This window comes from Rhodoplanes elegans (genome assembly GCF_016653355.1).
In the GTDB taxonomy this organism is placed as follows: Bacteria; Pseudomonadota; Alphaproteobacteria; order Rhizobiales; family Xanthobacteraceae; genus Rhodoplanes; species Rhodoplanes elegans.
On the sequence record NZ_NHSK01000114.1, the window covers coordinates 1 to 16,689 of the forward strand.

The 16,689-nt window shown below is 70.5% G+C and carries 16 protein-coding genes; 9 read left to right on the top strand and 7 right to left on the bottom strand.

Annotated elements, in window-relative coordinates; genetic code table 11:
• Nucleotides 1-417: 417 nt before the first annotated feature.
• The gene (locus CCR97_RS15005) at nt 418-993 is read left to right on the top strand and encodes a hypothetical protein (protein ID WP_111357449.1); all 576 of its coding nucleotides are present in this window, start codon (nt 418-420) and stop codon (nt 991-993) included.
• Nucleotides 994-1,064: 71 nt separating this feature from the next.
• On the opposite strand, the gene ruvX is transcribed toward CCR97_RS15005, so the two are convergent.
• Nucleotides 1,065-1,541, bottom strand: a complete 477-nt coding sequence (ruvX, locus tag CCR97_RS15010) for a Holliday junction resolvase RuvX (protein ID WP_111357448.1) — start codon at nt 1,539-1,541, stop codon at nt 1,065-1,067.
• A 148-nt stretch (nt 1,542-1,689) separates the two neighbouring features.
• Here ruvX and CCR97_RS15015 point away from each other — a divergent pair, with 148 nt between their 5' ends.
• The 5 genes from CCR97_RS15015 to CCR97_RS15035 all read left to right on the top strand — a co-directional run bounded on the left by CCR97_RS15015 (nt 1,690) and on the right by CCR97_RS15035 (nt 6,560).
• Complete coding sequence (locus tag CCR97_RS15015) at nt 1,690-2,388, top strand: metal-dependent hydrolase (protein ID WP_111357447.1); 699 nt, start codon at nt 1,690-1,692, stop codon at nt 2,386-2,388.
• Nucleotides 2,389-2,554: 166 nt separating this feature from the next.
• The gene (locus CCR97_RS15020; protein ID WP_201159613.1) at nt 2,555-3,286 is read left to right on the top strand and encodes a hypothetical protein; all 732 of its coding nucleotides are present in this window, start codon (nt 2,555-2,557) and stop codon (nt 3,284-3,286) included.
• A 356-nt stretch (nt 3,287-3,642) separates the two neighbouring features.
• The gene (locus tag CCR97_RS15025; protein WP_111356821.1) at nt 3,643-4,137 is read left to right on the top strand and encodes a CreA family protein; all 495 of its coding nucleotides are present in this window, start codon (nt 3,643-3,645) and stop codon (nt 4,135-4,137) included.
• A 491-nt stretch (nt 4,138-4,628) separates the two neighbouring features.
• Nucleotides 4,629-5,585: a PAS domain S-box protein gene (locus tag CCR97_RS15030; RefSeq protein WP_170145787.1), complete on the top strand. Its 957-nt coding sequence runs from the start codon at nt 4,629-4,631 to the stop codon at nt 5,583-5,585.
• 234 nt (nt 5,586-5,819) lie between these two features.
• Nucleotides 5,820-6,560 (top strand): hypothetical protein, encoded by a 741-nt coding sequence (locus tag CCR97_RS15035; RefSeq protein ID WP_201159615.1) that lies wholly within the window; start codon nt 5,820-5,822, stop codon nt 6,558-6,560.
• Here CCR97_RS15035 and CCR97_RS15040 read toward each other — a convergent pair.
• The 6 genes from CCR97_RS15040 to CCR97_RS15065 all read right to left on the bottom strand — a co-directional run bounded on the left by CCR97_RS15040 (nt 6,518) and on the right by CCR97_RS15065 (nt 13,304).
• A complete protein-coding gene (locus tag CCR97_RS15040) occupies nt 6,518-7,069 on the bottom strand; it encodes a DUF3124 domain-containing protein (RefSeq protein WP_201159616.1) in 552 nt (183 codons plus the stop codon). The genes CCR97_RS15035 and CCR97_RS15040 overlap by 43 nt on opposite strands.
• A gap of 68 nt (nt 7,070-7,137) precedes the next feature.
• Nucleotides 7,138-7,275: a hypothetical protein gene (locus CCR97_RS15045; RefSeq protein ID WP_170145788.1), complete on the bottom strand. Its 138-nt coding sequence runs from the start codon at nt 7,273-7,275 to the stop codon at nt 7,138-7,140.
• 346 nt (nt 7,276-7,621) lie between these two features.
• Entirely contained in the window at nt 7,622-8,830 is a 1,209-nt protein-coding gene (locus CCR97_RS15050; RefSeq protein WP_111356809.1) for a nitrogenase component 1, read from the bottom strand.
• 7 nt (nt 8,831-8,837) lie between these two features.
• Entirely contained in the window at nt 8,838-10,181 is a 1,344-nt protein-coding gene (locus CCR97_RS15055; RefSeq protein WP_111356810.1) for a nitrogenase component 1, read from the bottom strand.
• Nucleotides 10,178-11,002, bottom strand: coding sequence for a nucleotide-binding protein (locus tag CCR97_RS15060; protein WP_338049085.1), 825 nt, complete (start codon nt 11,000-11,002; stop codon nt 10,178-10,180). Before CCR97_RS15060 ends, CCR97_RS15055 begins: the two co-directional genes overlap by 4 nt.
• Before the next feature lie 64 nt (nt 11,003-11,066).
• Nucleotides 11,067-13,304: a TonB-dependent receptor gene (locus CCR97_RS15065; protein ID WP_111356812.1), complete on the bottom strand. Its 2,238-nt coding sequence runs from the start codon at nt 13,302-13,304 to the stop codon at nt 11,067-11,069.
• A 333-nt stretch (nt 13,305-13,637) separates the two neighbouring features.
• On the opposite strand from CCR97_RS15065, the gene CCR97_RS15070 reads away from it, so the two are divergent.
• From CCR97_RS15070 to CCR97_RS15080, 3 genes are read left to right on the top strand one after another with little or no spacing between them, the layout of a single operon-like run.
• Nucleotides 13,638-14,747: an ABC transporter substrate-binding protein gene (locus tag CCR97_RS15070; protein WP_245428807.1), complete on the top strand. Its 1,110-nt coding sequence runs from the start codon at nt 13,638-13,640 to the stop codon at nt 14,745-14,747.
• Nucleotides 14,744-15,844: a FecCD family ABC transporter permease gene (locus CCR97_RS15075; protein ID WP_111356814.1), complete on the top strand. Its 1,101-nt coding sequence runs from the start codon at nt 14,744-14,746 to the stop codon at nt 15,842-15,844. The genes CCR97_RS15070 and CCR97_RS15075 overlap by 4 nt, the downstream gene beginning before the upstream one ends.
• Complete coding sequence (locus tag CCR97_RS15080) at nt 15,841-16,608, top strand: ABC transporter ATP-binding protein (protein WP_111356815.1); 768 nt, start codon at nt 15,841-15,843, stop codon at nt 16,606-16,608. The genes CCR97_RS15075 and CCR97_RS15080 overlap by 4 nt, the downstream gene beginning before the upstream one ends.
• The last annotated feature ends 81 nt before the right edge of the window (nt 16,609-16,689 follow it).

The following is a 16,689-nucleotide window of genomic DNA, read 5'->3' on the forward strand; positions in this document are numbered from 1 at the left end:
CGCTGCGCGCCTCGGCCTCGCCGATCGCCGAGTTGTTCGCGCGGCTGCGGCTCGCCGGCGCGGCGGGGGCGACGGCCGGCACCAGCGATCTCTCGACGGCGGAGATCGACCGCCTGCTCGCCCGCGCCATGCCGGGGTGATCGCGGGTCCCGGCACGCCACGCCGCGCCGGACCACGTGGCCGCTCCGGGGCAACATCGTGGCGATGCTGCGGCGCCGGTGCCATGGTCCTCGGCCGACGCTGATCCCCGAGCGGAAACAACAAGCTGCGTCATGTTGCGCCGCGGCGGAACCGACCGCGCGGCCGCCTGTTGACGCCACGAGAGCCTGTCACCGCGACGTCACGACCCGGACGACCGGGGCGGCGACCTCGCGCCCCGCGCGGCGTGATCGTTGTCCGGAGCGGGCTCGTCATCACATGGAGCAGAACACGATGAAGACGACGATTCGTTACGCCCTCGCGGCCGGTCTGGTCGGTGCGGTCGCCCTCGGCGCCGCCACCCCGAGCGAGGCGCAGTCCCGCAAGTCGATGCGCTACCAGGACCGTGTCGCCACGCAGTCCTACGCGCCGTCGGCGCAGGGCTATTACGGGCAGGGCTATTACGGCAATCCGGTTGCCGCCGGGGTCGGGGTCGCCGGTCAGGCGGCCCGCACCGGCGTCGGCCTCGCGGCCGGGGCGGTCGGGGCCGGCGTCGGCCTCGCCACCGGCATCGCTGGGGCCGCGCTGAGCCCGCTCACGGGCGGCTACAATCCCGGGTGGCAGCCCGGCTATGAGGGTTACGCCTCGGCCGGCGGCCCGATCGCTCCGGTGACCGGCCCGGCCGGCGGCACCGCGTCGGTGGCCGGTAACGGCCAGTGCTGGATCTCGACCGACCTCAACCGTGGTTACGGGTATCTGGGCGACTGTCGCACCCGTGGGGCCGACTTCGGCGTCGCCGCGATCACGGGCCAGGCCGGCACCCAGGGCACCGTGGTGCCGTATCCGCAGTACTGATCGGCTTCAGCGCGACTGCAAAGGGCGGGTCTTCGGACCCGCCTTTTTCATGTGCGACCGACGCGTCCGTCCTACGCCGGTCCGCGCAGCAGGCGGTCGAGGGCGCCTTGCAGGATGAAGATCGCGGCGTGCTGGTCGATCACCGCCTTGCGGCTCTTGCGGCTCGCGTCGGCGGCGATCAGCTCGCGCTCGACCGCGGCGGTCGACAGCCGCTCGTCCCAAAGGCCGATCGGCAGCTCGGTCAGCTTCGCCAGGTTGCGGGCGAAGGCGCGGGTCGACTGGGCGCGCGGCCCCTCGCTGCCGTTCATGTTGAGCGGCAGGCCGAGCACCAGCCCGGCGACGCGCCGCTCCGCAGCGAGCGCCAGCAGCCGGGTCGCGTCGTCGGTGAAGCGTTTTCGCGCGATGGTCTCGACGCCCGTCGCGAGGCGTCGATCCGGATCGCTCACCGCGACCCCGATGGTCTTGTCGCCGAGATCGAGGCCGATCAGGGCGCCACGCTCCGGCAGCAGGGGGGCGATCTCGACGAGGGGAAGAACGGGTGCGGGCATGCGCCCGCCTAACACGGCGGACGAGGCCGCGCGAGTCTCGTGCCGGAACGACGGGAGCTGATTGACGCTTCGCCGCGCCTGCGGCTTATCTGGCCGCGGATGTGATCCGCGGCGCGAGCCGACATCGCGCAAAAAGGGGGAGTTCGTCATGGAGATCACCTGGTTCGGCCATTCCGCCTTCCGGCTCGACTTCAAGGGCACGGCCGTGCTGATCGACCCGTTCTTCACCGGCAATCCCGCCTTCGTCAGCGACCGCGCCGCGGCGATCGAGGGCGTCTCGCACATTCTCGTGACCCACGGCCACGGCGACCATGTCGGCGACACGCTCGGGATCGCCGCCGAGACCGGCGCGACGGTGACGACCAACTACGATCTCGGCATGTGGCTGGTGTCGAAGGGGCTGAAGAACTTCAACCCGATGAATACGGGCGGCACCACGGACTTGGGCACCTTCACGGTGACGCTGGTGCGGGCCGACCACTCCTCCGGCGACCTCGTCGACGGCATTCCGATCGGGCTCGGCAATCCCAACGGCGTGATCGTCAAGGCGGCGGGCGAGCCGACCGTCTATCACATGGGCGACACCGACGTGTTCTCCGACATGGGGCTGATCGCCGAGCTGCACGCGCCGAAGATCGCCATGGTGCCGATCGGCGACCGCTTCACCATGGGCGCGAAGAGCGCGGCATTCGCCGTGAAGCGGTTCTTCCAGCTCGACGCCGTGATTCCCTGCCACTACGGCTCGTTCCCGATCGTCGATCCGACCGCGGACAAGTTCGTCGCCGAGATGAAGGGCCACGCGACGCGGGTGATCGTGCCGGAGAAGGGACGGCGCGTGACGGTCTGATTCTCCAACTTTTGGCGGCATTGCTTCGCCGCGCGGAATCGAACCACGCTCGCGTTTCGGCCCACCATGTTTTGTGGCCGACTCGCGGCGGCGTTCGGGAACTTTCGGGGCGCCGCGGCGTTATCACGAGACGGCCGTGTCCGCGTATGGCGTCTCGGGGACGATCATGACTTCCCATTCATCCGGTAACTATTCGCTGTGGCCCGAGCGGGCCCGGCCGACCCGCCGTCGATTGTCGTTCGCGCGGCTCGGCGGCGTGGCCTCGGTGATGGTGGTGATCGCGGCGGCCGGTTACATGGTCGTCGACGAGATGACCCGCAACTCCGCCCTCGACGCGCCGATCGGCCGGAGCTGGGAGGATTACGCGGCGACGACCGGTGCAGGCACGGTTGGTGCAGGCACGGTCGGGCTTGCGCCAGCCGCCACCCAAGCGCCCGTCGCGAACGCGCCGGCGGCCGCCGCTGCAACGTCGGCCGCCCCGTCCGCCGCACCGCGCCAACGGCGCGGGGTGTCGGCGACCGCCCTGACGCCGATCGGCACCGCCGGCCCGAGCCGGTCGACGGACGGTCGGCGGGTGCCCGACGGGCGGCCCCCGATCGACCCGGCGACGACGTCGGCGGTCGCGGCTCCGCCGCCGGCCCCGGTGGCGTCCGCCCCGGCGGCGTCCGCGCCGCCTGCGACCGGCGAGCCGCCCAAGGAGGCCATCATGGCCGCCGGCGAGGACAAGCCCGCGGCCGAGCCGGCGAAGCCGAAAAAGAAGAAGGCCGTCCGCCGCAAGCCGCGGACCGAGACGGTCGACCAGGGCTGGGGCGGCAATCGCCGCGCCGACGCTTGGCAGCGCAACGGCTGGGGCCAGAGCTGGGGTGGCCAGCGGCAGGGCGGCTTCTTCCCCTACTGACCCGTTCTCGAACCCGTCTCCGACTCCGGCTCGACAAGGCCGACGACGGCCGGCCGTGCGACCCGGCGACGACCGACGATCCCGTTCGGCCGCCTCGCGAAGGTGGCGATCGCCCACCGGCCGCCGGCCCGGTGTTCCTCGGAGGTTTCTTCGAGGCTCGTGGCGGCTTTTCCTGTGGCGCCAGGAAACCGATCTCGCGTTGGGTAATTGACAACCGTCAGGATGATCCTGTCTCGACACCGCGCGGGCCGTTCCGGTTCGCGGTGTCGTTTTCAACGGAGCTGGAAATGCAAGGTGTTGTCGACGAGTCGCGGCGGTTCTCCCGACAGGCGCGCGGCGTCATCGCGACCGTCGCGATGGCGCTCGGCCTCGGTCTCGCGAGCGTCGTGCCGGCCGCTGCGGCCGAGGAGCCGGACCTGATCTTCCGCCGGTCGACCGTGTTCAAGTGGCTGAGCCCCAACGACAAGCTGGCGACCTACGGGCTCGACGACCCGGAGGTCGAGGGCGTCGCCTGCCACTTCACGGTGCCCGAGAAGGGCGGCTTCAAGGGCTGGCTCGGGCTGGCCGAGGAGGTCTCCGACATCTCGCTCGCCTGCCGGCAGATCGGTCCCGTGCGATTCAAGAAAAAGTTCGAGCAGGGCGAGGACGTGTTCCGTCAGCGCCGCTCCCTCTTCTTCAAGAAGATGCAGATCGTCCGCGGCTGCGACGTGAAGCGAAACGTACTAGTTTATATGGTCTACTCAGATCGGATCATCGAGGGCTCGCCGAAGAACTCGACGTCGAGCGTGCCGATCATGCCGTGGGGCGCCGCCGACACGGCGGTGCAACGCTGCGGGGATTTCGTGGAGTAACGTTGTCGCCCGCGGCGACGCGCGTCGCCGCGGGCGCCCCGGTGCGACGTCCGTTACGGCGGACGTCAGGCCTGGTATTTCGATCCGCCCTGATTTCCACAGTTGCGCACCCGTCCTCCTCTGCCCTGTACTCGTGCGCGGGCAGGAGCAGGGCGGATCGGGATGCAGGTGCGAACGAGCGGGCCGGCGCGGCAGCGGCCAGCCGGAACGATCTTCGAACGGTACCGGCTTGACACTGGTCAACGCGCCGGCGGCCGGGGTTGTCCAGGAGTTCAGTCGGCAAGGGTGGTCCCGCAGGCCCCGGGACGAGCCGGTTCGAGGCTCGGTGTGAGGCCGCTCACATTGCAGACCGTCCGTATCACCCAAAGTGGCGACGGATTAGGAAGTTCCACGCGTGACACGGACGACGGGTCTGGTTGCCGGACTGCGCGTCCTGCAATAGCCTGACCGCGACAGTGACCGAGATGCGGGATCCACGCGACATTGTTCACATGATCCTCGAGTCGGGGCCGAGCGGGCTGGTCCTGGTGGACGGCGGCGCGCGCATCGTTTTCGCGAACGAGCACGCCGAGGAGCTGCTCGGCTTCGCGCGCGGCGAGCTCGTCGGGCAGCCGATCGAGTGCCTGGTCCCGGACCGCTTCCGCGACGGCCATCCGGATCTCCGCCGCGTGTTCGACCTGTCGCCGCGCGACCGCCCGATGGGGATGGGGCGCGACCTGGCGGCGCGCCGCAAGGACGGCAGCGAGTTCCCGGTCGAGATCGCGCTCAAGCCGATGACGGTCGACGGCCGCGCCTATGTGCTGGCCGAGCTGGTCGACATCACCGAGCGCAAGCGCACCGAGGATCGCCAGAGGCTGCTGATCGGCGAGCTCAATCACCGCATCCAGAACCTGTTCGCCGTGATCCAGTCGGTGGCGCTGTCGAGCCTGTCGGGCGAGCGGCCGCTGCGCGAGGCGCGCGACGTGTTCATCGACCGCCTGCAGTCGCTCGGCCGTGCCTACACCTTGATGACCGAGCAGGAGTGGCGCGGGGCGCCGCTGCGTCAGATTCTCGCCTCCGAGACCTCGGCCTTCTCGGACCGCGTCACCCTCGACGGGGTCGAGGTGATGGTGAAGCAGAACGCCGCGCAGAGCTTCGCGCTGCTGCTGCACGAGCTCACCACCAACGCCGTGAAATACGGTGCACTGTCGGCACCCGAGGGCAGCATCGCGGTGCGCTGGAGCGTCGAGCGCGATCTGCGACCGATGGCCTTCGTGCTGTCGTGGCAGGAGGACGGCGGGCCGACCGTCGCGCCGCCGACCCGCAGCGGCTACGGCCGCAAGATCATCGAGGATACGATGCGGCGGATCGGCAAGCACTCGATCGAATATGCGCCGCAGGGCCTGAAGTACCGCATGGAAGCGCCGCTCGAGAAGGTCGGCTGGGTGGTGGACGACTCTGCCATCTGAAAGCGCGATCATTTGGAGACGCGGCCATTCGAGCCTCGGCCGCCAACCGCTGTTTCGCGAATAGTGCGATATGCCGTGAGCCGATACCGGGCTGACGATGTTCGTTGCCGAGGCGACACGGTTTTGTCACGATCGGACCTGCAGCGATTGATTTACCGCGGCTGTGCGGAGCGAATGAGGTAGAGTTTTAGTTGTTGCGCGGATCTCGTGACGCCATGGGCGCCTGCATATTCGATGAGTTGGAACACCGAGCTCGCATATTTCGTGACGCCGAAGTCCGGCCCGATGCGCCCGATGCGCACGCTGGTGGACGTGAACCGGGCGTTGCTCGACGATCTGCCGTTCGTCTCCCGGCTCCGTCCGCATTGGGCCGCGGTGGCGCGGCTGCTGCTGATCGCCTCCGACACGGGATCGACAATCGACGTTCGCTTGGCGACTGACGCGCTGGTCCGCGCGCTCGAGACCGAGGGATGGATGACGCGGGCGCGCGGCACTGTCGCGCTGTCGCCGTCCGACAAAACGCAATCGCCCGCGGAGCGCGGCCAAGTGTCGACATCGGTGTCGAGCTCGGGCGTCGCCGTGACCCTGCCGGCCGCGCGGGCCGGCGCGACCCCGATGGCCGTTGCGATCGCGCCGTGTCGTGACGCCGCAGCCGACGGATATGCAGCACCAGACGTCGTCGGGCCGTCAGACTTTGAAGCATCAGTCTTCGAGGCACCGGCTTTCGAGGCGACAGTCTTCGAGGCACCGGTCTTCGAGCAACCCGTCTCCGAGGCACCGATCTTCGGTGCGCCCGGGTATCGGCCGGGCGAGGTCGTCGGTCCGACCGCGCGGGTGCTGGACGATACAGAAGACCTGCCGGGCCTGATCCTGCGGAAGCTGCCGGGCGCGCCGGCGCGCGCTGGCGCGCCGAGCCGGGCGATCGGCAGCCGTCAGGGACGCGGGACGCGGCGGCCGGCCGACACGAAGCTGTAGCCCTGGGTGCCCTGGACGGCGACCATCACGGCCTCGATCACCGGCTCGGCGTCGGCGGCCGGCGCCGCCCAGTCGACCACGAAGCTCGCGCCGATGCCGCCGCGCACGTCCTCCTGGGCGATCACCACCTGCATCGACGCATAGGGCTTCAACGCCACCGGCTTGTCGAGCGTCCGCTCGACCAGCCGTCCGGCCTGATCGCGATACTCGATCGCGTCGATCACCAGCACATCCTTGGCCGAGGCGTTGTGGATCGACAGAAGCCCGGAGAAATTGATCTTGGTGCGGCCGCCGCCGGCGATGACGGTGGAATGCAGCGGGATCAGCGTGCGGCCGCGCGCGGCCGGCGGTCCCGCCGGCACCGTGGCGGTCGCGTCGGGCAGCAGCATCACGGCCTGCTCGGCGCGGGCCGGACACGGCGCCACGAGCCCGGCGATCAGGACGACCGGCAGCAGGGACGCGCCGAGCGCGAGCGCGCCGGCGCGGGAGCGATGCGGGGCGGACGGCACGGTTGCCTCCTCCAGATGAGCTGGCCGGTGGACGACCCCGGCCGGCGACGCGACGGCGCGAACGGACCTCAGCAGCACAGCCCGTCGACAGCGCAGCCGCAGCGGCCGTAGACGAGGTGCGGATACCAGTAGGCGGTCTTGGCGTCGCCCCGTGGCCCGTAGGGATAGACTTTGGTGCGCACGGCCTTGCCGTAGATCGCCGGCACGCCGTAAGCCCAGCCAACGGGCGGTACGGACCAGGTCGGCGGTGTCCATGTCCGAACGACCACGAAGGACCCGACGAAGGTTCGGCCGCTGCGATGGCCAGCCTCCGACGGCGACGCCAGGGCGACGCTCGCCAGCCCGGCCAGGAGGGCGGTGAATCGGGCGACGCTCCCGCGGGAGCGTGGGCGACGTCGGAGGGCGGGGGTCTCGGTCGGCCGTTCGGCGGAGATCTCGGATGTCATGGCGCGGTCCAGTCCTCGGGTGCGAGTCGGGGGCTCGGCGGCATCGACCGACTATAGCCGAGGCGCGCCCGGACGACACCGCGCGTGCACGTCGCTTGCGGGCTGATCAGCGCCTCGGCCGCCCGAGAATGTCGTCGATCGCGCCGCGGATGGCGTCGGCGGGATCGCCGGCGCACCGGTCGCCGGAGGTGTGGTCGAGCCGCGCCGACACGGCCCGGTGCGGGACCGCGACGAATCCGGTCGGTGCGGCGTCCGGAAGAAGGACTCTGAGCAGCGGATCGCCGACCACGAGGTCGGCGTCCTCGGCCGCGAGCCAGGCGGCCGCGTGCTCCTCGTGCGCGAGCCGACAGTCGCCCGGCTCCGCCAGCGTCTCGTCGAAGGCGAAGAACGAGGCGACCCGGATCCTCGCGCCGTCGCGCCTCCGCCGCAGGGCGGCCCGGATCGCGCCCATGTGGATCTGCTCGCCGACCAGCGCGACCGTCTGGCGACCGGCTCCGGCGTCGTCCGGGGCCGGGACAAGGCCGGGTGCCGGCGCCGGTTCCGACGGCTCGCCCGCTGCGGCGCGCGCGAGCACGACCGCGAGGGCGGCCTCGTCGTGCTCATCGAGCGGCAGGCCGGTGACGAACGGAATGCCCCAGCGGCGCTCCATGAAGCGGGCGAGCGGCAGCGCCGCGGCGGCGACCACCAGGTTGACGGCGGCGCCTGCGGCGCGGCCGAGCGCGTCGAGCCCGGACTCCTGGCCCCAGATCGAGACGAGCGGCAGGTCGGCGCGGTCGAGGACGCGGCGCAGCCGCACGAGCGTCGCGCCGTCGATGTCGTCGAGCGGCGAGGCGCCGAGAATGTTGGCGCCGGCCGGCGGCTCCTCCGGCTCGGCGACGAACCGCTTCGCCACCGCCAGGAACGCCGCCGACAGCCCCTTGTCGTAGAGGCCGAGGCCCGTGGTCGCGAAGCCGAAGGCGGGCAGGCCGGTCTCGTGCTCGACCAGATTGGCGAAGCCGTCGACGTCGAATCCGACCAGCATCGGCACCGGGCTCGCCACCACGGCGACGAAGCCGTGGTCGGCCTCGCGCGTCGCGCGGAGGATGTTGTCGAGCAGCTTCTGGTCGTTGCCCATGATCGCGTCGAACTCGCGAAGCCCCGAGCAGAACACGCTCGACCGCCCCGAGAACCAGCGCGGCTCGTCGTAGCCCGTGTAGCTGCCGGTGCAGCCGGAGGCGTCGTGAATCACCACGAGGCCGCCGAGATCGTGCAGCGCCGAGGCGACGCCGGAATAGTCGGCCGCGAAGGGCGGCAGCCGGGTCAGCAAAAAGCTCATCTCGTCCTCACACCACCAGCCCGTAGGCCCGGACCATGTCCTCGAGCGCCTCCGGCCGTGCCGCGGCGGCCGAGGCCGCCAGCGCGTCCAGCACGGTCGCGAGGCCGTGGAACCCGAAGAGCCCTTCGTCGAAGCTGATCGGCACCGTCACGGGCGCGGCCGTGAGATAGCCGGCCGAGAAGCCGATTGCGATGTCGGCGGTCGGCCGGTCGGGCCGCGACCAGCTGCGCGCCGGATGGATCGGCGAGGAGATGATCAGATCGGGCGCGTTTGCCGCGAGCCAGTCGAAGGCCGGCCGCTCGTGCGCCGGGAGCTGATGCGCGACGACCTCGACGACCGCGAAGCCGCGCTCGATCAGGGCGCGGGAGAGATCGAACGGGCTGCAGGTCGCGGTGCTGTCGATCGCCAGCGTGCGGTCGCCGACCACGGCGTGCGCGCGCGTTGCCGCCCGCTCGGCCTCTTCGCGCGCCGCCGAGGGATCGAGCGTAACGCCGCCGAGCGCGGCGGCGATCGCGGCGTAGCGCGCCCCGATGGCGGCCTCGCTGAACGCCACCGGGGCGATGACGAAGGGCGTGCCGAGCGTCTTCTGCAGCGTCTCCGCCGCGGCGATCCCTTCCGGCCGCGTCACCAGGTTCAGCCGCACGGCGGCGAGGCGCTGGAACTCAGCGAAGGTGGCGCAGTCGCCGATGTGGCGGATCGGGCCGAGGCCGGCGCGGGCCAGCATGCCGTGCAGCTCGCTCTCGGCGTGGAGCGGCAGGAACGGTCCGATCAGCCCGATGCTGCCGTCGCGCTCCGGCGCCGGCACGAGGTAGTCGTACATGTCGCGCTGGATGCGCCGCTGCGGGGGCAGGCCGCTGCCCATGGTGATCGGGTTCATGCGCCCGACCCGGAACGGAATCCCGTGCGCCGCCTCGAAGTCGGCGACCATCGGCGCGTAGTCGGTGCCGAGCAGATCGTCGATGCACGACACCACGATCATGAACGCCTTCGGCCGCGGCGCGAGGCGCTCCATCAGGAGCGGCACGGTCTTGCGGATCTCGTCCTCGTAGCTGCCGAGCACGATCTCGTCGTCCTCGATGCACAGATAGCCGACGCGGTCCTTCTGGCCCTGCTCGAACGCCGCGATGGCGCCGTGCCGTCCGCATGCGGCAGGGCAGACGAACAGTACGTACATCTCCGGCACCAGGAGCGCGGTGCGCAGCACGCCCCAGCCGCCATGGGTCGGGGCGCAGTAGTGCAGGCAGCCGGCGCCCTCGTCGAACAGCCGGCCCGTATCGGCACCGAGATCGGCGATGCGCACGCGGCCGTGCGCGGCGCCGAGCGGGGCGTCGTCTCGCGCGGTGCCGCTCATGACGCGGCCGCCAGGGCTGCCGGCGCCGTGCCGGCGTGTGCGAGCTTGCTCGTGAGATCCGGGACCAGCAGGCAGGACAGCGCGTGATAGACGCCGGCCTGCGCCGAGTCCGGGAAGCAGGAGACGACGGTGCCGCCCTGGTCCTCGGCCTTCTGCACCAGGTCGCAGCGCGGCACGATGCCGATCACCGAGGTGTTCAGCTCGGCGGCGGCGCGGCGCACGAGATCGTCCTCGTCCGGGATGTTGCGCGAGTTCTGGATGATGCCGGCGAGCCGCGCATAGCCGCGCGTCGCGAAGTTGGCGAGCGCGTTGGCGATGTTGTGGGCGGCGTAGAGCGCCATCATCTCGCCCGAGGAGACGATCGCCACCTCGTCGGCGTAGCCCTTGCGCATCGGCATGGCGAAGCCGCCGCACACGACGTCGCCGAGCACGTCGCACAGCACCACGTCGGGGGCGAGTCGGCCCCAGGCGTCAAGCTCCTCCAGGCGATCGAAGGCCGAGATGATGCCGCGGCCGGCGCAGCCGATGCCCGGCGTCGGCCCGCCGGCCTCGACGCACAGCACGCCGAGGTCACCCTCGACCACCAGATCGTCGAGCGTCGAGCCGGTCTTCTTGAGGCCCAGCACCTCCAGCACCGAGGTGATCGGCTTGCCGCCGGTGAGGCCCTTGGTCGAGTCGGCTTTCGGGTCGCAGCCGATCTGCACGACCTTGAGGCCGCGCCGCGCCAGCGCGGCCGAGAGATTGGAGACGGTGGTCGACTTGCCGATGCCGCACTTGCCGTAGATGGCGATTTTCTTCATTCGCGATCCTCGCGAAGGCACCGACGCCGCCTCGCCCCGCCGGGGGGCGGCGGCGGAGCGAGGCTTTTGGCGTCGGGCGACGTGATCAGAAGGTGTGGACGAGCCGGGCCGTGAAGTTGCGCCCGGGCTCGAGCAGCGGGTTGTACATGGACTCCGGATAGGACTTGTTCACGAAGGTCGAGGCGCTGACATAGGCCTTGTCGAAGATGTTCTGCAGGCCGAGATGCAGCTTGGTGTCGCCGAGATCGCGCGAGATCAGGGTGCCGAGATCGAACGAGGCGTAGATGCTCGGCACCGCATAGGCGGCGGTCGGATACTCTTGCGCGGCGTCGATGCGGGTCTTCGCCGCGGCCCAGTCCACGGCCGCCATCACCGACCAGCCGGAGCCGGGCTCCGCGAACTGCGCGGCGACGCGACCCTTCCACGGCGCGATGTAGGGCAGCGGCTGGTCGGTGTCGGTGTTGGTCGCGCGGAGCTGCGCGACGTTGCCGGACAGATTGAACGCTCGCGTCATCTGCCAGCGCCACTCCGCCTCGACGCCCTGCACGGTGGCGTTGGCGACGTTTCGGGTCTGGGTGAAGGCGGCGCCGTTGACGGTGAGGGCGACGGTCTGCAGGAAGTCCGTGTAGCGGCTGTCGAACGCCGTCACCTTGACGGTGGCGTTGGAGAAGTTGAGGCGGAAGCCGCCCTCCACGGTGACGCCCTTCTCGGGTTTCAGCTCCGGATTGGGGATCGCCGTCGCCGAGATCGCGAACAGTTCGGAATTGGTCGGATAGCGGTACGAGGTGCCGACCGAGGCGAGCAGATCGAGCATCGGCAGCACGTGGACGACCGCACCGATGCTGCCGGTCGGGGCCGTCGCGGTGACGTCGCTGTTGGCCCGCAAGGCGGCGATCGCCGCGGGCTTGATGGTGCTCTGCAGCGGCCACAGCTCGGACGTCGTGTTGAACCAGTCGAAGCGGCCACCCGCCGAGAGTGTCAGCAGCTTCAGCGGCGTCCACTCGTGCAGCATGAAGGCGCCCACATTGGCCTGGGCGTTGTCGGGGCCGTTTTGCGATTCGGGCGTGATGGTCGTTGTGGTCGCCGTCTGGCGCACCGACCAGGACGAGCTGCCCGGCCGCCACTCCTGGAAGCCGTCGAGCCCGAAGGTCGTCTTCAGCGTGCCCCACGGACCCGGCTCCCACGGGATCACGCCGAGCGCGCGGCCGCCGATCACGGTCGGCCCCATCACGTGACTGACCGAGCTGGCGACGACGCCCTTCGTCGCCGTGTTCACGGTGGCGAGCTTGGTGTCGAAGTAATTGGCGTAGAACGACGCCTCGACGTGCTGCACGAGCTGGTCGGCGAAGTCGCCGGAATAGGAGAGCTTCGCCATCTGCACCTGGTTGGGCTGCTGGCGCACGTTCATGTAGGGCCAGCCCGGGGCGCCGCCGACGCCGCCGGCGCGGCCGTCCTCCTCCCAGTAGGAGCGCAGCGCCAGCTCGAATCGCTGGTTGCGGGTGGGCGACCAGCCGACCCGCAGATTGCCGCCGATGCTCTCGTAGTCGCTGTTGAGCGCCGGGCCCATCGGCGTGTCGTAGTTGCCGCCCTTGCGATAGCTGACTCCGCCGAGCACGTCGAAGCCCTGGCCGGCGGCCTGGGCCCAGTCGTAGGTGCTGAAGCCCTTGTCGACCGACGAGAAGCCGGCCGAGAAGCCGCCATGCGTGATGCGCCACGGGCCGAACGGATCGACGGCCGGACGGCGCGTGATCACGTTGACGAGGCCGGTCATCGCCTCCGAGCCGTAGATCACCGAGGCGGGGCCGCGGATCACCTCGACGCGCTCCAGCTCCTCCGGCGCGAAATAGTTGAGCTGCAGCGTGTTGCGCCCGCGGAAGCGGTCGCCGTCGACATACATGGGCGAGCGCCAGTTGTTCGACGAGAAACCGCGCAGATAGATCTGGCCGCCGATGCCGCCGGAGCGCGCGATCGATACGCCCGGCACATCCTGCAGGATGTCGAGCAGGCTGGTCGGGTTGGTGGTCTCGATCTCCTTGCGATCGACCACCGTGATGCTCTGGGTCGGCTGATGGACCGTCTTCGGCTGCGCCATCTTGCCGCCGATCGGGCCGACCGACGTTCCCGTCGATGTGCCGGCCGAGTTGCCCTGTCCTTCGACCTCTACGGTGGGGAGCTGCTGCACCGCGGTCTGGGCGAGCGCGGTGCCACTCGCGAGCCAGCCGATCGTGAGCGCCGAGACCGAGAGGCCGGCCAGCAGGCGCGCGGCCGTGGTCGAATGCGGAGCGCGGGGGTGCGCCAACGGCGCGCAAGCGCAGGTCGTCATGATCTAGGCCTCTGTTCCGTCGATTGTAATTATTATGTATTCGTATGGATCACGGTCGAGGATTCATCTGTCGAGGGACTAAAAGTCAACGTGAGATTCTTATGTTCGGAACGATTATAGAGTCCGTTCATTCGAATCGTTCGAAATTGATTGCCGTTCAAAAGTATAACTGTTCCAGTTCCAAAGAATATCCGCTTGAAGTGGTTCTCCGGCGGACCTAAGGGTTGACTGGACGTCGCGCCAGCCGACGGTCGGGCCGACATCGGTCGACCGCGGTTGAAGCGACGCCGTCGGGCAGGGCGCGTGAGCAGGTGACGTGAGCAGGGCGACGACGTGATCAGCACAGCATCCGGTGCGGGCCGAGGGCATGCCGCCGTAGCCGCGACGACGGCGCTCGTCGTCGCGGCGCTCGTCGTGGCGATGCGACCGGGCGCGGCGGCCGACATCACCGATCAGCGTGGCCGCATCGTCGCGGTCGCGACGCCGGCGCAGCGCGTCGTCTTCCTGCCCATGCCGGCGCCGTCGACCTACATGGCGATCGACCGCTCGGCCGCGCATGTCGCCGGCATGAACCCGGCCTCGGCGAGTGCCATGCGGTCCGGCATCCTCGGGCGCATCTTTCCGGCCTTCGATCGGATTCCGACCGGCATCACGCGCGGCGCCGGCGTGATCCCGAACGTCGAGGCCGTGATGGCGCTGCATCCCGACGCGGTGCTGCAGTGGGCGAGCTTCGGCGACGAGCCGATCGCCATGCTGGATCGCGCCGGCCTCACCGTGCTGGGACTGCGCTACGGCGGCCAGGACGAGGTCGCGGGCGCCATCCTGATGATGGGCAAGCTCGCCGGCCAGGAGGCGCGCGCCGCCGAGATCGTCGATCGCCAACGTGAGCGCCGGGAGACCCTCGCCGCCGCGCTCGCAGGCGTCGGCGACGCCGACAAGCCGCGGGTCCTGCATCTTTCTCGCGCCTCCGATTCGTTCGCCGTCGCCGGGCGCGAATCCTACCTGGACGTCGTGATCACGACGGCGGGCGGCCGCAATGCCGCTGCCGAGATCGGCGGCAGCCGCACCGTGACGCTCGAACAGGTACTGACCTGGAACCCGGACGTGATCCTGCTCGGCAATTTCGACACCGCGATGCCGGCCGACCTCTATGGAGATCCGCGCCTGCAGAGCCTCGCCGCCGTCAAGGCGCGCCGCGTCTACAAGGTGCCGCTCGGCGGCTATCGCTGGGATCCACCGAGTCACGAGTCGGCGCTCACCTGGACCTGGCTCGCCGGCCTGCTGCATCCCGATCGCATCGGCATCGACCTGCGGGCCGACATGCGCGCCTGGTACGAGTTTCTGTACGGCCACGCGCTCGCCGAGGCCGAGATCGACGGCATCCTCCACGCGCGGCAGAACGGCGGCTCGGCCGGCTATGCGCGCTTCGTGACCGCCCGATGAGCGCGCTCGACGCTGCCGCCGCGCGTCCGGATCGCGCCGGCCGCCCGTGGGCCGCGCCCCTCGCGGTCGCCGGCCTCATCGCTCTGCCGATCGTCACGGCGCTGCTGTGCCTGTCGGCCGGACGTTATCAGGTGCCGGCCGCGCACGTGTTCGGGATTCTGCTCAACGAGCTCCTCGGCCTGCTCGGGACGATAGCGGCGGACTGGCTGCCGGCGAGCTGGAGCGCCGTGACCTGGACGCCGACCGAGCGAATCGTGATCACCACGGTGCGGCTGCCGCGCGTCTTTATGGCCGGCGTCGCTGGGGCGGGGCTGGCGCTCTCGGGCGCCGTGCTGCAGGGCATGTTCCGCAACCCGCTGGTCGGCCCGCAGACGATCGGCGCGGCGTCGGGCGCCTCGCTCGGCGGCGTCGTCGCCATCCTGCTGTTCGGCTTCGGCCTGCCGGTTCATCTCGGCGCCTTCGCGGGCGCCGCGCTGGCGCTCGCCGCCGTGCTCGCCGTGCATCGCGGCGACGGCGTCTCGCCGGTGCTCACGCTGGTGCTCGCCGGCGTCGTGGTCGGTGCCTTCTGCAGTGCGCTGGTCGGCTTCGTCACCTTCATCGCCGATCCCGAGGTGAAGCTGCCCGGCATCGTGTTCTGGCTGCTCGGCAGCTTCGCGGCGGCGAGCTGGCCCAATCTCGCGCTGCTCGCCGTCTGCACGGCGATCGGCGGCGGCGTGATGCTGGCGATGCGCTGGCGCGTCAACGTGCTGTCGCTCGGCGACGAGGAGGCGCGCTCGCTCGGCGTCGATCCGGGCCGCGACCGGGTGATCCTGCTCGCCGCCACATGCCTCGCGATCTCGGCCCAGGTGGCGGTCTCCGGCGCGATCGGCTGGGTCGGTCTCGTCATTCCGAATCTCGCCCGCATGGTGGTCGGCGCCGATCACCGCCGGCTGCTGCCGGTGTCGGCCGTCGCCGGAGCGGCCTTCCTGATGGCGGCCGACACGCTGGCGCGCGATCTCACCGCGGCCGAGATCCCGGTCGGCATCGTCACGGCGATCGTCGGCACGCCGGTGTTCGCCTGGCTGCTGCGCCGGCACGCGAAGGGGCAGGGCGCATGATCCGGGTCGAGCGCGCCGGCCATGGGTTCCGGCCCGAGCATTGGCTGTTCCGCGATCTCTCCTTCGCGGTCGGCGAAGGCGAGGTGACGGCGATCCTCGGGCCGAACGGCTGCGGCAAGACCACGCTGTTGCGCGCCATGGGCGGGACGCTGGCCTTGCGGGAAGGTCGGATCGCGATCGACGGCGTCGTCGGCGTGGTGCCGCAGGCGCTGCGCGCCGACGTCGCCTATCGGGTGATCGACATGGTGCTGCTCGGCCGCAGCCGCTATCTCGGCCGCTTCGGCGCGCCGGGCCGGCGCGATCTCGCGCGGGCCGAGGCGTGTCTCGATGCGGTCGGGCTCGCCGATCTCGCCGCGCGCCGCTACGACCGGCTGAGCGGCGGCCAGCGGCAGCTCGTGCTGTTCGCCCGCGCGCTGGCGAGCGACTGCCGTGTGCTGCTGCTCGACGAGCCCGCTTCGGCGCTCGATCTCGCCAACCAGGGCGTCGTGCTGCGGCTGATCCGGCGGCTCGCCCGCGACGGCATGACGATCGTGTTCACGACGCATCACCCGGATCATGCGCTCGCGGTCGCCGACACGGTGCTGATGATGGCCGGGGCGCCGGTGTTCGGCCCGGCGTCGGAGACGCTCGACGAGACGAATCTCGCGCGGCTCTACGGCGTGCCGGTGCGCCGCGTCACCATCACGTCCGACGGCGAGACGATCGAGGCGACCGTGCCGGTGCATCGCCTCGGCGACGTGCCGACGAGACTTGCTGTTCGCTGAGGTCGCCCCAATCTCCGCTCATCCCCGCGCAGGCGGGGATCTAGGGTTGCGTGCCGTGTCGCCCTGGGTCCCCGCCTGCGC

What these genes read in the sequence shown, in the direction of transcription:
- CCR97_RS15005 (WP_111357449.1), top strand. Translation starts at nt 418, where the DNA reads ATGGAGCAGAACACGATGAAGACGACGATTCGTTACGCCCTCGCGGCC.
- ruvX (WP_111357448.1), bottom strand. Translation starts at nt 1,541, where the DNA reads ATGCCCGCACCCGTTCTTCCCCTCGTCGAGATCGCCCCCCTGCTGCCG.
- CCR97_RS15015 (WP_111357447.1), top strand. Translation starts at nt 1,690, where the DNA reads ATGGAGATCACCTGGTTCGGCCATTCCGCCTTCCGGCTCGACTTCAAG.
- CCR97_RS15020 (WP_201159613.1), top strand. Translation starts at nt 2,555, where the DNA reads ATGACTTCCCATTCATCCGGTAACTATTCGCTGTGGCCCGAGCGGGCC.
- CCR97_RS15025 (WP_111356821.1), top strand. Translation starts at nt 3,643, where the DNA reads ATGGCGCTCGGCCTCGGTCTCGCGAGCGTCGTGCCGGCCGCTGCGGCC.
- CCR97_RS15030 (WP_170145787.1), top strand. Translation starts at nt 4,629, where the DNA reads ATGATCCTCGAGTCGGGGCCGAGCGGGCTGGTCCTGGTGGACGGCGGC.
- CCR97_RS15035 (WP_201159615.1), top strand. Translation starts at nt 5,820, where the DNA reads ATGAGTTGGAACACCGAGCTCGCATATTTCGTGACGCCGAAGTCCGGC.
- CCR97_RS15050 (WP_111356809.1), bottom strand. Translation starts at nt 8,830, where the DNA reads ATGAGCTTTTTGCTGACCCGGCTGCCGCCCTTCGCGGCCGACTATTCC.
- CCR97_RS15055 (WP_111356810.1), bottom strand. Translation starts at nt 10,181, where the DNA reads ATGAGCGGCACCGCGCGAGACGACGCCCCGCTCGGCGCCGCGCACGGC.
- CCR97_RS15065 (WP_111356812.1), bottom strand. Translation starts at nt 13,304, where the DNA reads ATGACGACCTGCGCTTGCGCGCCGTTGGCGCACCCCCGCGCTCCGCAT.
- CCR97_RS15075 (WP_111356814.1), top strand. Translation starts at nt 14,744, where the DNA reads ATGAGCGCGCTCGACGCTGCCGCCGCGCGTCCGGATCGCGCCGGCCGC.
- CCR97_RS15080 (WP_111356815.1), top strand. Translation starts at nt 15,841, where the DNA reads ATGATCCGGGTCGAGCGCGCCGGCCATGGGTTCCGGCCCGAGCATTGG.